At 68.6% G+C, this 14219-nt stretch carries 12 protein-coding genes; 10 read left to right on the forward strand and 2 right to left on the reverse strand.

All coding sequences use genetic code 11. The features are described 5' to 3' along the window. The first annotated feature begins 65 nt into the window (after nucleotides 1–65). The 6 genes from ACFYZ8_RS43725 to ACFYZ8_RS43750 all read left to right on the forward strand — a co-directional run bounded on the left by ACFYZ8_RS43725 (nucleotide 66) and on the right by ACFYZ8_RS43750 (nucleotide 7365). Nucleotides 66–2261 (forward strand): DUF6571 family protein, encoded by a 2196-nt coding sequence (locus tag ACFYZ8_RS43725; protein ID WP_388533885.1) that lies wholly within the window; start codon nucleotides 66–68, stop codon nucleotides 2259–2261. Then, complete coding sequence (locus tag ACFYZ8_RS43730; protein ID WP_388533884.1) at nucleotides 2258–2920, forward strand: hypothetical protein; 663 nt, start codon at nucleotides 2258–2260, stop codon at nucleotides 2918–2920. The genes ACFYZ8_RS43725 and ACFYZ8_RS43730 overlap by 4 nt, the downstream gene beginning before the upstream one ends. Nucleotides 2921–2999: 79 nt before the next feature. After that, nucleotides 3000–3998 (forward strand): hypothetical protein, encoded by a 999-nt coding sequence (locus ACFYZ8_RS43735; protein WP_388533881.1) that lies wholly within the window; start codon nucleotides 3000–3002, stop codon nucleotides 3996–3998. Nucleotides 3999–4475: 477 nt separating this feature from the next. Continuing rightward, nucleotides 4476–4799 (forward strand): hypothetical protein, encoded by a 324-nt coding sequence (locus ACFYZ8_RS43740; RefSeq protein ID WP_359034893.1) that lies wholly within the window; start codon nucleotides 4476–4478, stop codon nucleotides 4797–4799. Next, nucleotides 4796–5926, forward strand: coding sequence for a WXG100 family type VII secretion target (locus ACFYZ8_RS43745; RefSeq protein WP_388533878.1), 1131 nt, complete (start codon nucleotides 4796–4798; stop codon nucleotides 5924–5926). Before ACFYZ8_RS43740 ends, ACFYZ8_RS43745 begins: the two co-directional genes overlap by 4 nt. Further along, nucleotides 5923–7365 carry a hypothetical protein gene (locus tag ACFYZ8_RS43750; RefSeq protein ID WP_388533875.1) on the forward strand — a complete coding sequence of 481 codons (1443 nt, stop codon included), beginning with the start codon at nucleotides 5923–5925 and terminating at the stop codon, nucleotides 7363–7365. The genes ACFYZ8_RS43745 and ACFYZ8_RS43750 overlap by 4 nt, the downstream gene beginning before the upstream one ends. 285 nt (nucleotides 7366–7650) lie before the next feature. On the opposite strand, the gene ACFYZ8_RS43755 is transcribed toward ACFYZ8_RS43750, so the two are convergent. Further along, the gene (locus ACFYZ8_RS43755; protein WP_388533873.1) at nucleotides 7651–9336 is read right to left on the reverse strand and encodes a PQQ-binding-like beta-propeller repeat protein; all 1686 of its coding nucleotides are present in this window, start codon (nucleotides 9334–9336) and stop codon (nucleotides 7651–7653) included. Continuing rightward, on the reverse strand, nucleotides 9336–10736 hold the full coding sequence (locus tag ACFYZ8_RS43760; RefSeq protein ID WP_388533870.1) for a hypothetical protein: 1401 nt from the start codon (nucleotides 10734–10736) through the stop codon (nucleotides 9336–9338). The genes ACFYZ8_RS43755 and ACFYZ8_RS43760 overlap by 1 nt, the downstream gene beginning before the upstream one ends. 739 nt (nucleotides 10737–11475) lie before the next feature. On the opposite strand from ACFYZ8_RS43760, the gene ACFYZ8_RS43765 reads away from it, so the two are divergent. Genes ACFYZ8_RS43765 through ACFYZ8_RS43780 form a run of 4 tightly spaced genes read left to right on the forward strand, consistent with a single transcriptional unit; the run spans nucleotide 11476 to nucleotide 14206 of the window. Then, a complete protein-coding gene (locus tag ACFYZ8_RS43765; protein ID WP_359034883.1) occupies nucleotides 11476–11826 on the forward strand; it encodes a hypothetical protein in 351 nt (116 codons plus the stop codon). 30 nt (nucleotides 11827–11856) lie between these two features. Then, nucleotides 11857–12219 carry a hypothetical protein gene (locus ACFYZ8_RS43770; RefSeq protein WP_388533867.1) on the forward strand — a complete coding sequence of 121 codons (363 nt, stop codon included), beginning with the start codon at nucleotides 11857–11859 and terminating at the stop codon, nucleotides 12217–12219. Beyond that, nucleotides 12216–13517: a hypothetical protein gene (locus tag ACFYZ8_RS43775; protein ID WP_388533865.1), complete on the forward strand. Its 1302-nt coding sequence runs from the start codon at nucleotides 12216–12218 to the stop codon at nucleotides 13515–13517. Before ACFYZ8_RS43770 ends, ACFYZ8_RS43775 begins: the two co-directional genes overlap by 4 nt. Continuing rightward, on the forward strand, nucleotides 13514–14206 hold the full coding sequence (locus ACFYZ8_RS43780; RefSeq protein ID WP_388533862.1) for a hypothetical protein: 693 nt from the start codon (nucleotides 13514–13516) through the stop codon (nucleotides 14204–14206). The genes ACFYZ8_RS43775 and ACFYZ8_RS43780 overlap by 4 nt, the downstream gene beginning before the upstream one ends. Nucleotides 14207–14219: the final 13 nt, after the last annotated feature.

The following is a 14219-nucleotide window of genomic DNA, read 5'->3' on the forward strand; positions in this document are numbered from 1 at the left end:
GTAGCGCCACGCCCGGGTGAGCCCACCGAGCCGGACCGGAACCCCCTCGCAAGGAGCAGTCGCACATGGTGTCCATCCCCTATCTCGACAAGGCCGACCTCGGCCCGCTGGCCGATGCCGCCGCATCCTGGAAGGCGCTGCCGGCCAAGTACGAAGCGCTGCAACGGGAGTTCGAGCAGCGGGTCATCAACCACCTCAAGGGCCACTGGAACGGCGACGCGGCCGACGCCGCCTTCGTCACCATGGGCAAGGCCCGCACGGAGTACGAGAACGCCGCCACCGAGGCGGAGCGCATAGCCAAGCTGCTCCTGGACGCACACGGTGAATTCAGCGCGTCCCAGAAGCAGTTGCATGCCCTGCTCGACGAGGCCCGCAACGACAACTTCAAGGTCTACGAAGACGGCCGCGTCGAGGACGTCGATCCGCGGCAGGACAGCCCGACCGCTTCCGCCTCGCCGTCCCTTGCCAAGGAACGCAAGGAGAAGCTGGACTCCCTCGTCTCGCGGCTGACGCGGGTCCTGGAATTGGCCACCGCCGCGGACGAGGCCGCCAGCGCCGCCCTGGAACGCGACAACAACGGCGACAGCCAGTCCTTCAACACCAGCGTCTACACGACCCTCGACGCGGTCGAAGCCGACCAGGCGGCCGCGTTGATGAACAAGAAGGGGCGTCTGTCCGACGCCGAGATCACCAAGCTCAACCTGCTTCTCTCCGCCAACAAGAACGACCCCGAGTTCTCACGGGACTTCGCGGTCAAGACCGGCGGCGAGAACATGCTCAGCAAGTACAACGAGCTCATGAGCCCGCCGGCCGGGACCACGCTCTCCAAGGAGCAGCTGGCCCAACTCAAGCAGCTCAAGGCGAACTTGGGCACCACCATCGGCACGGCGACCACGTCGGACGACCAGCGCAGGGGCGGACCCGACCCGGAGATCACCAAGTTCCAGAACGACCTCCTCAAGGCAGGCGGGCGCGACTTCAACGCCAACCCCACCGAGTCGCCGTACGGCCTCAGCGGCTACCAGCTCACCAGCAGCCTGATGAGCGAGGGCAAGTGGGACAAGGACTTCCTCCAGGACTACGGCGACGCGCTGATCACCGCGGAGAAGAACGGCGCCAACGCCGGGCAGAACCCGGACGCCTACTGGGGGTATCCGCGGACGCTGGGCTCGACCAACATCGGCGCGCTCGACCCGATGACGGGATTCATGGACGCCCTGGGACACAACCCGGACGCCTCCACCGAGTTCCTCACCTCCGACGCCACCGTCGACGGTGAGAAGGTCGACCACCTGGACTATCTGCTCAAGGACCGGCACTGGCCCGAAGGCTCCGGCTATACGGGTGACCCCGCAAATCCCAGTGGCTACAACAACCTCGGCCACGCCATGGAGTCCGCAACCTCGGGCCGTGCCTTCGACGACGACGGCGCTCCCGTGAAGCACACCCCTGAGCGTGCGGCCTTGATGAAGGAGGTGGTCGACACCATCGGCGGCGATCCCAGCCTGGCCAGTGACTCCGGCCGCGACGCGCTCCGTGACAGCCTGGGCAACATGACGGCGGAGTACATGGCGGACGTGCAGGCCTCCATTGCCAACGAACAGGGCACCATCAAGCCCTTCGGTGCGGACGCCCACCTCGACATGGGCACGCTGGAGCCGTTCCTCTCGACGGTCGGGCGGGATCCTGACGCCTATGTCGCGATCACTGAGGCGTCCCAGGCGAACACGGCCATCTGGATGCAGGAGGTGGCAAAGGGGAACCCGTCGGACCTCACCGCCGCGATGGAGAACGTCGCCTATCCCGGAGGCGTCGTGGCGGGATTTCTCAGCGACTCACGTGACCAGGCCATTTTCGAGGAACACTCCGCCTCGGACAAGGACTTCAACGACGCCGTGGCGACCGGCGACAAGTGGGCCGGTCGAGGTCTCGGCATGGCGGTCGGCGCGGCGACGGGTACGGCCGCACCGATCGTGGGAACGATCGCAGGTTGGGCCGTCGAGGACATCCAGGCAATGGTGGTGGAACAGGTTCAACAGGACACCACGGACGAAGCCAAGCGAGAGGCAGCCACCAAGTACGCCGAAGGCTGGAAGGCGGCAGGTGAATCCAGCGCCTCGTCGGTAAGGGACGCCATCGCGCACTCGGGTCGGCACATGTCGGACGAAGACCTCAACCAGTTGGCCGGCTCCGTGGCACAGACCGCGAAGTCCGGGCACGCGGCGGGGGCCACCTGGAACTCCTCAGTGAATGGACGATGATCACCGTGTTGTCACGCGCTCCTCGGAGAACTCGACACCTGATCGCACTCGCCGTTGCCTTGGTGGCCGTGGCAGGTTGCAGCAGTTCGGACAAGCAGACGAACGACGAGAGTAAGCCGGTGTGCGGTGGCAAGCTCGATGGAGACGCTTTCCAGACGCTCGTCGGCGACGGCGGCGTCATCGAGGAGGACGTCGACAAGTTCTCTCCCACTGAGTGGACTGCCGCCGGGTCTTGCTCGGTCTACGGCAAGAAGCACGCCGTGGTCGTCGACTACCTCTTTCACTCGGACAGCATCGACAACCTCGACCGGTACAGGTCTCCGGGCCCTTCCACCGTCAAGACCTTCAAAGTCGGTTCAACCACCGGATACCTGGAGACGACCAAGGTGCGGGTGGCCAAGGGAAACGTGAACGAGAACCGGGCGTGGCTGGCTCTTCCATGTGCGATTCCGGGAGAGGCGACGAGTGATCACGCCGTGCTGGAGATCGAGGTGAAGGAGCCGCCGCCGGCGCGGACCCTCGACGACTCGCTGACCAAGGCGTTCGTCTCCGCCCTGACCATCGCCACGAGCTACCTCGGTGACGATGTCTTCAAGTGCTCGGCGTCCCCTTCACCAGCGGCTTCCGGGCCGGCCTCCCCGAGTGCTTCGGACGGCTGAGAGAGACATGGGCTTGAACGGCCTTATATTCCGGGGTCTCCGACGTGGGAACGCGGGGCGTCGACTGATCAATTCCATCGTGGCGCTTGCCGTGCTGGGCTGCGGATACTACGGATTTCAGCTCCAGTATCCGGCCGCGAGAACCGGACGGGCGTGCAGCGGGATGCTCCCCGTCGGCCCGGTGCTGGATCTCGTGGGCAAGTCGAGACTTTCGGTGTCCGGACTCGGATTTCACATCTCCAGTTGGCAATTCGACGTCTCGGACGATGTGACGGAACCGGCCGGCCTGGCCACACGCTGCAAGGTGGACGGCGCCGAGATCGCCATCGAAACCACGGAAGGCGCCCACAACGCATACGGTGCCTATACCTTCCAGCGTGATCCGAACAGCTTTCCCGTCCCTCTGGACGGGGGGTGGCAGGGGTTGATGGTCACGAAAAACGACGCATCCACCGCCTCCGTCCTCCTCAGCTGCAAGAACTGGACGCCTGAAAAAGGCAGCGGAATACTCGTGACGGCCGACTCGCCCTACGACACCGCCGTCACGGCAGCCGTACGGCTCAAGCTGGCCCGCGTGGCCACCGGAACGGCACGGCGCGCGGCGGAGCGGACCGGCTGCGAAACAGACCCCGGTGACGAGAGCGGGCTCACCGCCCCCGAGGCGGACGCCAGGACCGTGTCAGCAGGCGACGCGACGGGTACCTGCGCGGGGATGACCTCCGCATCAACAGTGCGCGAGACCGGCGTGGAAAAGTCACCAGTGGAAGAGTGCCTGCTCAGCGGTCTGCAACTCACGGCCGCCTACGGCCCCTTCAGCGACGCCTCCGACGCGGTCGACGACGGCAAGTACGGCGGCTACGACAAACCGTCGGGGATCGACAGGTCCACGGCCTGGACGTCGGTCACCTGCCAGGGCGCCCTGGGTATCGGCTACTACCACGCCTCACCGGTCGAGGGCAGCGACCGCAGGTTCACGACGGCCCCGCTCACGAAGGAGGAGCGAGCGGACCTGACGCACTTCGCCCAGCAGTCCGCCGCCCGGCATGGCTGCGGGGCACCGGCGAAGCTGCCGTCGTGAAGCAGAGGTTGGTGGGAGCGGCTTGAACTCACTGCACCAAGGCCGCAGAGCCGCCGCGGGAATGGTGGCGAGGTGTAGCCGGTGACGGCCTGGTGCGTGGCGGCGTCCAGGGCCGTGGTCGGTGCCGAAGCCTCCAACGCCACCGGCGAGGGGCGGTAGTTCGGGTGGTGCGAGAACTCGCCGCCGTCTTGGCGGGAGACCTGGGCGCGCAGGGCCTCGGTGACCGGGGGACGGTCGGGTGGCTTTACGGCGGTGCCGTCGCCGTGGGCCTTGGCCTGCTCGAAGTCCTCGACCGCGTACTGGGCCGAGTCGAACGCCTCCTGGGCCTTTTCCAGACCGCCAGGAATTGAGAGGGTCCTACAGACAGGGAGTTGACGCCGTCCTCCCATCGTGTGCCGGTGCGTGACTCTTCGGCCTGTGTGCGGTTGCGGAAGTGCACGGTCAAGGTCGTCGAGGGATGGGTGTACGGAGCGACGCATGTCTGGTGACTTCTCTTTAGAACCGCAGGAAATGGCGAGTCTGGCCGGCGCGTTCGGAACGCGCGCCTACGACCTGGCGAGTGCGGTCACCGCATTTGAGCGGGCGACAGGGGCGGAGCAGATCCATGACGGCTTCGGGTTTCTGACGGAGTCCGAAGAGGTCACGTCGGCCTATGTCGATCTGGCCGCCGGAATGGCCGAGGCGTTGGGGAATCTGGCTCGGCAATTCGACTCCGTGGGTGAGGCACTGCAAGACAACGCGAAGAACTCCACAGCGGCGGACGACGCTCTCGCCGGGCTGTTCAAGGGTGGGAAGCGTTGAGCGAGGAGAGCGTCGCCGAGAAGGTCTACGAAGCCGGGATCGAGGTCGTGAATCCCGGTGGCCGTCCGGATGTGCTGCGTGCGGCGGCCAAGGGGTGGCGAACCATGGGGGAGGAGCTGGAGGAGGCGTACGGCGGGCTCGACAGGCAGGTGCAGGGCGTACTCGGTGCGCATTGGCGAGGGGCGTCCGCGGAGGCATTCCGGGAGTACTGGGAGAAGACCGGGCGAGCGGTCGAGGAGACCGTGCCGCTCTTCGAACAGGCGGCGAAAGGGCTGGAGGAGGCGGCCGACAACATCGAGGAGATCAACGACGAGATTCATCAGATCTACCTTGAGATCGGTGTCTCGATCGCCGCGTCCGTCGCTCTTTCCTTTGTGACGGTCGGATTCTTGGCGGCGGCCGGGGCGGCCAATGCGGTGCGCCTGGGTGCGCAGGCCGGGGAGGCGGCTACGAGGCTGGGGCGGCTGCTGGTGGCTGCCGCGCGGATGTTCCAGACCGTTCGTACGTCTGTGAGGGACAGCAAGGTGCTGAGGCTGGGCGTCGAGCTGGGTGTCCAGTGGGCCGCCGGTACCGGCTCCGGTGTCGTGACGAACTTGGCCACCGGCGATGACGCCGACTTCAGGGGCAACGCGGTCAACGGCGTGTTGGGAGCCGTAGGTGGCAGGTTCCTCGCGGGTCGGTTGGCGGCGCAGCTCGGCGGAGGCACGGTCGCCAACGCTGTCGACGGCGTCGCGCTGGGCGCCTTCTCCTCCGTCGCCGGTGACACCGCCAACACCCTGCGGAGCGGAGCTCGGTTCGACGGCTCACAGATGGCGTACGGAGCGGTTGCGGGAGGGCTCGCGGGTGGAGCGGGTAGCGCAGCCGTTCACCGGGCCACGGGCGGGCGGACCCTCTCGGCGGCGCGAAACCTGACGGGTGATGTGGCCACCAACGTTCCCGTCGGCTTCGCTCTCGGTGCCGGCGGCAACCTGGCCAAGCACGGTGACGCGGCGGTCAACGGGGATCCCAACGCGGACGAGAAGGCGGACCGACCCGGCGCGGCCGATGACACGCGCAGGGGAACGCGTGCAGATGCCAGAGCTCTGCCGGACCGGCCCGACCCACGGCGGTACGGAGCGTTCGGATGAGCAGCCAGTGGACCTTGGACAAGGCCGCGAACGACGTTCGTGCCTACCCGCGCTGCGGAAGGTTCGTCACCGTGGCCGTCCCGCTCGCCCTCGTGGCGCTGACCGCCGGCCGGCTGTTCCTGGGTGCCACGCCGGTGCGCACGGCCGTTCTGTGGTGCTCGCTGTCTCTGCTCGCCGCGTCCCTGGTCATCTGGGCTGTCGCGGTGCTGCGCGACGGCGACCGGTCCCGCGGTGAGACCTACGGGTGGGCGGTGCGGACAGCCTCGGCTTCGCCCGGACGCGGCGAGGGAACCGTACCGTTGCGGATGAGCGGCACACGCTGGCTGACGCTTCGTTACGGCGGTGCGGTGGTCACCTCCCTCACGCTGGTGGCCCTATGGGTGACGCTCGCCGCATCGGATGCGCGAGGAACAGGCGTGAGCGCGGTGCTGGCCCGGGAAGGCGCGGTGATCGAACGGCGCCCGGTCGTGAAGATCGAGAACCAGGAAGCGAACAGAAGCCCCCGCTCCTCCGCCACGGCCGACTACACCGTCCTCCTTCCCCCGTCTGACGGAGGAAGCACCGTGCCCGTGACCTTCCGTGCGGACACCAACCGGCGCCAGGGAATCGGCAGCGAGCTGTACGTGGCGTCCGTACCCGGGCGGCCCGGCCTCGGTGCCATCGGCGACGATCGGCTCGCCGAGGTGGAACGCCAACTCGACGGACGCGCGGTGGAGTTCGAGAGCATGTTGGTGATCGGGGCCTTCTGGCTACTGGTGACCCTCGCCGCGACCATGGGCTGGTTCCTGACCGACAGCCTCCGGCGCCCCGCCCGCACGGTCACTCCGGAGTGGCGGACCCTACGAGTCACCGTCACCGGCACCGAACAGCACACCGAGGCGCCCTTGCCCGGAAGCCCCGAGGCGGCCGACGAGAAGAAGCGCCGGGAGAACACCCGCCGGTTGCAGTGCCTTGTGCTGGAGTGCCGCGGTCGAAAGATCCCTTTCCACTCCCAGATGGGAACCGAAGCGGCCGGAGAAGTCCTGTTCGGCGTGCAGGGCCGGCTGCTCTGGCATCCCCGTCAGCGTCGAGGCCGTGACGTCCTCGCCGAGTTGGTGGGCGACGACGGCTGGCAGCTGCCGGGCAAGGTTCCGGTGCGGGTGGCCGAGGAGGTCGTAGCGGAAGAGCTCACCGAGCCCGCGCGGCCGGACCCCGAGCGGCGGGTCGGGTTGCTGGATCTTGGAGCGGGCTGGCTGGTGACAGCGACTTTGCAGGGAGTCGTGGGGTTCGCGGTGGCGTTCGGCTGCCTCGCCACCCTGCTGCTCGTCCCGGACAGCGGTGCCTGGCGGTGGTGGACCGCCGTGGCGGGCCTGCTCGCTCCGGGTGTCGGCTTCGCCCTGCAGTCGATGGCGAGGATGGCCCCCGAGACGGCGGCTCAGCAGCTTCGAGGTCAGCGGTGAAGCACGGTGACTAGCCGACGCCCGCACCGGTGACGCGCACCCCACCCGGCCGACCGGGGTCCCGCGGTCACATCGTTGATCAGCGCGAGGGCGAGGTAAAGGGCGGCCCGGCGCTGACTGACGGTCGCCGGCGGTCGGAACGGCGTCGCAGGGTGGATCGTGGGCTGTCCGCAAGGGGCGGCAGAACATCCGAGGGTCGTCGCGCGTCACTGACGTACGAAGAAAGCTCCCGTCGCCAGGGTGCCGGTGACGGGAGCTTCTTCGTGTACGACGACGGTCCGGCCGTCAGTCGGTGGTGGGGAGGGCCACCAGGGTGTACGGGGTGTCCCCGGAGATGACGGACGGGTTCGCCTCGGAGACGTAGAGCCGGTTGTCGTGCCAGTAGGGCCTGGCGTAGATGGACATGCCCTTGTGGACGTCCGGCGGGTACTCGACGACCGTCTTGATGGCGCCGTCCTTCGCTCCCAGCTCCACCAGCTCGGACCCCTCGTCGTTGTCGTTGTTCTCCCGGTACGCCAGGATCCGGTCGCCGCCGGCCGCAGGCAACGGATAGAACGCCCTGAACTCGACCGCCTCGGTCTTCCACAGCAGCTTGCCGCTGTCGAGGTCGTAGGCGGCCAGCAGGTCCTTGTCCTTGTCGCCGGTCACACCGATGACGAAGGTGTCGCCGAAGGCGCCCGCCTCCGACCAGGGGCCGCCCAGCGAGTCGTGGGTCATGACGTACCGCGCCGGTGTGGCGGGGGAGAACTGGCTGCGGACCTTCCCCGTCTCGTCGTCGAGGGAGAACAGGGCGTCTCCGTCGTCACCGTGCCGAAGCAGGACGACCGGGGAGGTCGAAACGACGTCGCCGCCGTCGAGTTCGCCGAAACTGTCCTCGGGAACCTTGTGGTGGTAGGTCCAGCGGGCCTTTCCGGTGGCCGGGTCGATCAGCGAGACCTCGTCCCAGTTCTGGCCCCAGTCGGGGTCGTCGAAGTCGTTGACCTGGCAGCCGCGGACCCGGATCAGTGCCTTGCCGCCGGTGAACTCGCCGCTGTCGCAGTCCTTCGTCGCGAACTTCTTCGGATCCCATGCCGTCGTACCGTCGGCCGCCTTCAGGGCCAGCGTCGCCTTGGCGGCGTGGATGACCACGACATCGCCGGCCCGCGCGACCGACACCTGGTCCTTCGACGTCGTGTCCCCGGGCTTGAGGTCCTTGTCCCAGAGCTGCTCGCCGCTGTCGAGGTCGTAGGCGACCACGTGATCGCAGGCCTGTCCCTCGCCGTAGGCGACGATCCCGATGTCACCGGAGGAGTTCTCGGGCGCGACGCACGCCTCGTTGCTGTCGCCGGGCAGCGGCGTGGCCCACAGCTGTTTGCCGGTGTCGATGTCGTACGCCTTCACACCGCTCGACAGGGTCTGGACAACCGCCTTGTCGGTGAACCAGGTGCCCCGGGTGTTCGCCTTGATCGCCGCCGCGGCCGCGTCGGCAGAGTCACCGCTCTGCTCGGGGGCTTTCACGCTCCACAGCACGTTGTTGCTCGGCGACCCGACGAACATGTACCAGGCCCCGAACCCGGCCCCGCTCAGGACGAGCACGGCCATGACGAGCAGCACGATCATTCCGACGGGCTTCTTGCGCGTGCTCCCCGGTTGCGGCCCGCCGACGGGACCGACGGGGCCGACGGGGCCGGGATAACCGTACGGCTGCGGCTGCGGATACGGCTGTTGCGGGTAGCCGTAACCCGGCGGGGGTTGCTGCGGCGCCCCGTACCCGGGGGCAGGCGCCTGCGGGGTCCCGTACCCGGGCTCCGGTGGCGGAGGGGTCTGCTGCGGGGACCCGTACCCGTAGCCGTACTGCTGCGGCGGAGCCCCCTGCGGTGGTGCCGGGGGCTGCTGCGGGTAGCCGTATCCCGGTGGGGGCGCGGGCGCGGGAGGCTGTCCCCCGTACGCCCCGCCGGGCGCCCCGGTTCCCTGCGTGCCGTCTGTGCTCATCAGCTGTGGCTCCTCACATAGCTCGCCCAGGCGGCCTGGAACTGGCTCTCCCCCATGCCCGTGGCGGCGCGCAGTTGCTGGTCGAGCTGCTTGGGGTGGCGATAGTGGTCGGCGACGAACTCGAGCGCGGCGGCGGCACCGCTCTTCTCGGCGATGAACCGGATGGCCAGGTAGCTGACCGTGTAGTCCATGCTCACGTCGCCCTCGCTCCCGGGGGAGGTGGGCAGTGTGCCGCTGAACCTCTTGCCGGTGACGTCGTTGCGGACGTTCCATGCGCCGAGCTCGGTGTCGAAGCGGAACGCCACATAGTCGGCGAAGCCCTCCACCACCCACCAGCGGGCGTTGGACTCGGTGGTGAAGGTGCCGGTGGACTCCAGCGGCTGCACGATGGCGTGCGCGAACTCGTGGTGGGAGATCTCCCGCACGAGCTTGGGCCAGTACGTCGCGTTGGTGAAACGGCTGCCGGACATGTCCATCTTGACCCGCGCGCCGCCGTACTCCAGGTCCTTCTCGTCCCCGCCGAAACCGGCGTCGAAGGTGGGCATCGCCACGCTCTGTCCGGCCTCCCAGTCGACGTACGGCGAGCCGTACAGGGAGGAGTAGGTCTTGCGGTCCGGTTCGAGGACCGTCACGAATCCCGTGGGCGTCTCGGTGTCCTCGGGACCGTTCGCCTTCCACAGCTCGATGTCGTCGGCCGCCGCCTTCTCGATGTACGGCGCGTAGCGGTCCGTGTCGGCGGCGTGCTTCTTGTCCGAGATCGTGAGCGTGTGGGCCTTCTTGACGACGTGCATGTCCTCGTAGAGGTCCCAGGGAGCCGGGTAGAAGACATAGCCCTTGGAGCCGTAGGCGCCGGGCGAGGGGCCCACCTTGGTGATCCGCGGCTCGGCGTCCTTGGACTCCCGCTTGATGATCCACCGGTACCACTCGGACACCGGCCGCACGTCCACGTCCTGGATCTTGTGGACGAAGGCGACGTCGAGGGCGACCGTGGCGCCGTCGCCGTACTCGTCCGTGGTGGATCCGGTCGTGTTGAGGATGGAGTACTGGGCCTGGGCGAAGGGGATCTTCCGCAGGTTCTCGAAGAGGTTCTTCTGCGTGTCCTTGGCCTCACCGGTGAAGGGCGCGAGATACGTGTCCTCGTCACCGCTCCGCAACGCCCGGCTACGGCCGTCGAGCAGTTTCTCGATGTCGTTCCGGCTGAGCAGTTGATCGCCCTGAGCATTGCCGGCCGCGGTGGGCAACGCGCCGCCCCCGAGGGCCCGGTAGGCGGCGAGGCCACCTATTCCGAGCACGGCGAGCACGGCGAGGACGACCACACCGATGACGGCCTTCTTCAGGCCGCTTCCGCTTCCGCCGCCCTGGCCCTTGCCGCCTCCACCGCCGGCTCCACCGCCGCCCATGCCGGGAGGCTGCTGTTGCGGATACGGCGCGTAGGGCGCCGTGGGCCAACCCGGCGCGGGGGTGGGTGGTTGCGTTGGATAGCCGTAGGGACCCGGCGTGGCTTGGGGCGGATAAGGCCCAGCAGTCGGCGCGGCCTGCGGCGGATACGTCCCGCCACCGGGCGCGGCCTGCGGCGGATAGGGCACGCCACCCGGCTGCGGCTGAGGCTGGGGCTGCGGAGGTGGTGTCCACCCTCCCTGCCCCTGTGGATACGCGCCGCCCGGCCCTCCGGGCGGCGGAGGGTACGACATGAACTCCCTCTCCCCATGAGTCTCGTGAGTCTCGACGATGCGTGGGAGCCCACAGCGAAATGGAGCATGGCGCTCAAGTGATCAAAAGCTCCCCCGAAATGCTCATGACACCCTACAAGCACGTCTGTTTCCGACCTGCGCCGCTCCCCGCGCCCTTCCTCATCCGGGCGGAAAAAGATGGTGATCCATACGGAAAAGACCGACGGGGGTGATGTGGGCCGACTGGGGTGATGGTGTGAAGAACCGTGAGGGAACCATGGCCTCCGGGGTGCAACAGCGCCGGTACGGCCACAGAACGGACGTGTGGACGCGACGATTCGGCGGCGATCCTTCTGGCCGAATCCTTACCGGGCCTCGCTAAGGTGCGGGCCCTCTGCCGTAGTCGCCGTAGTCGCCGTAATACCTGTAGCTCCCGTAGTAGCCGTTCTCACCTGGAGGTTTCCCCGCGATGCACATGGCCGGTGTTCCGCTCGCGGCCCCGCCCGGTGGTGTCGTCAGCCCGGTCACCCTCGGGTGGATCGGCGCCGGCCTGGCCGCGCTGGTGCTCGTGAACCTCCTGATCGCCTTCGGGGCGCGGCGCCGGCGCAGGCAGGTCCCGCCCGCGCGACTCCGTGAAGAACTGCGCGGGGAGATCCGCAACGGCGCCCCGAACGTGCGCGGGCACATCCGCGTCAATCCCGCCCGGTACCCCGGGATCTCCGCAGGCGAGGCCGAGGCCATCGCCGGGGAAGAGGGGTTCGCCCGGCAGACCCACGGCACCAAGGGAATGTGGCTCTTCCTGCGCCAGGTCTCCGACTGACGCACGGAACTCGAGTACGGGGGAAGGAACATGGCCGATTTCAAGGTCAGTCTCGACGAACTGCACAAGCTGAAGAAGAAACTCGAGGACAGCCAGGCGCAACTCGACGAGGCGATGCGCCGGATGAAGGACACCGGGCCGAAGGACCTGGGCAAGCGGGTGCTCGACAAGGCGTGCGAGGACTTCGAGGACGGCTGGGAGTTCGGACTCGGCAAGACGCAGGAACGCATCAAGGTCCTCAACGACGCCCTCCCCGCCATCATCAAGGCGTACGAGCAGACCGAGCAGGAGATCCAGGGGGCGTTCCAGCACACCGGAGCCCAGGCCGGCGCTCAGGCCGCTGCCCAGCCCGGAGCCCACGCCGGAGCCCGTACCCGAGAGGCGGCGAAGTGAGCGACGACTGGAGCGGCCTCGGCTGGAACCCCACCCCCGGCCACCCCCACCTGGCGACCAACCTCTCCACCAACCTGCTGCACACCGCCGAAACCCTGCAGACCACCTACGAGTTGCTGGACTCCCTCTCCAAGGAGAGCGCCTGGTGGTCGGGGGAGGCGGCCAAGGCGTTCACCGACAAGGTGGCGGACCTCCCCGACTACCTCCGGCGCGCCCACGACTCCCTCAAGGCCGCGGGCGGGGAGATCGCCAAGTGGAGCGACACCCTGCACGACCTCAAGGTCAGGGCCGGCCACTACGAGGCGGACGCCGAGGAGGCGCGGAGGAACGCCGACCAGGCCGAGCGGGACTACGAGAGCGCCCGGTCCGACCCTGATCTGCGCCTGGCCGGGCGGATGTTCACCGACAAGGCTCAACTCGACGACGCCCAGGCCCGGTTGGACAGCGCCAACAGCCGGCTGGAGCACGCCGGGAAGACCCTGGACACCGCCCGCGGCCGACTCCAGGATCTGATCGACGACGCCAGGAAGCTGGAGAACCAGCACGGCGAACGCGCCCAGGAGTACGCCGACGCGATCCGCAAGTACGCCAGCGAGTACGCGCCCGAGGGCGGGGCCTGGGAGAAGTTCAAGGACTGGTGGAACGAGCACGGCGGCGACCTGCTCACCGTCGCCGCGACGGTGGTCGGCATCGCCGCGATCTTCTGCCCCGTCCTCGCGCCCATCGCCATCGGCCTCAGCCTGGCCGCGGCGGCCCAGCACACCTACCAGTACGTTCGGAGCGGCAAGGACATGTGGCCGCCGACGTCGAAGAACCTGAGCGAGTGGGCCACCCTCGGCGGTGACCTGCTCGGTGCCGTCCCGGGTGTCGGGCCCGCCATCGACGGCACGAAGGCCGCCATCGAGGGAGGCAGGACCGCGTTCGAGGCGGCGCGGGGTGCCGAGACACTGGCCCGTACCGGTGCGACCGTCTCGCAGGCCGTGAAAGACGGCGGCGAGGCCTTCAACTGGGCGGCGAAGGCGGCCGATCCGTCCAACCCGCTCATCGCCAGACCCGTCGAGTGGGCCGCCGCCAAGCTCGGCTCCTCGTCCGCCGCCGGCGCGATGGCCGCGGACGTCACACAGGCCGTGGCGACCGGAGCCCTCGCCCTGCCCACCGCCATCACCCTCGACCCCGACTACACCGACAGGTGGGCGACACCCGCCACGAACGCGACCGTCGCGGGCGACGGCGTCATGGCGGGCGGGCTCGCCGTCGAACCCCTCCAGAAGATCTTCGCCGTGGCCAGGGCCCTGTGACGGCCCGGGCGCCGGAGACCGTCGACACCGCCGGCACCGGCCTGCCGCTGCCGCTCTGGTACACGCTGCCGGAGGGCTTCCGGCCGGTCGAGCTCTCGGCCGAGCCCGAAGAGCGCATGGAGGCCAACTACACCGCGCTGGCCGAGCTGTGCCCCGACGCGACGACCGGCCAACTGGTCGCGAGCACCCTCGCCTTCGAGGCCGCACTGGGCAGACTCGTCGCGGACGGCCTGGTCCACTTCAGCTCCTTCGTGCTGCGCACGGACGACGACCTCCTCCTCACCGGCATCTGCCAGATCTCGGTGACCGACCGTCCGGCCGGAGACCCCCACCTCTACCCGCACAGCGCGCTGCGCGCCCACCCGGACCAGCCGGACACGCACAAGGGGATCGTCCCGCTGCCGGCGGGACTCGCCGCGGTCGTGGTGGCGGACCAGGCCGTCACGGTCCCCGGAGCGCTGTTCGGCGTCGAGGGGGAGAGCACCTCGGCCGTCCGCACCGCCACGTTCCACCTCGCCTTCCCACGGATCCCGCAGGCGGTGGTGGTGTCCCTGTCGACCGAGGTCTTCGAGGCGGAGGAGGAGTTCTTGGAACTGGCCACGCTCGTAGCCGCCGGAATCTCCTTCACGGCACCGGAACCGGCCCGGGTCCCGGTGAGCGCGCCCGCCGGTGCGAGCCCCTTCGGATAGCCGTCCCGCAGCT

It is taken from the genome of Streptomyces sp. NPDC001668, from assembly GCF_042893155.1.
Lineage (GTDB): Bacteria > Actinomycetota > Actinomycetes > Streptomycetales > Streptomycetaceae > Streptomyces.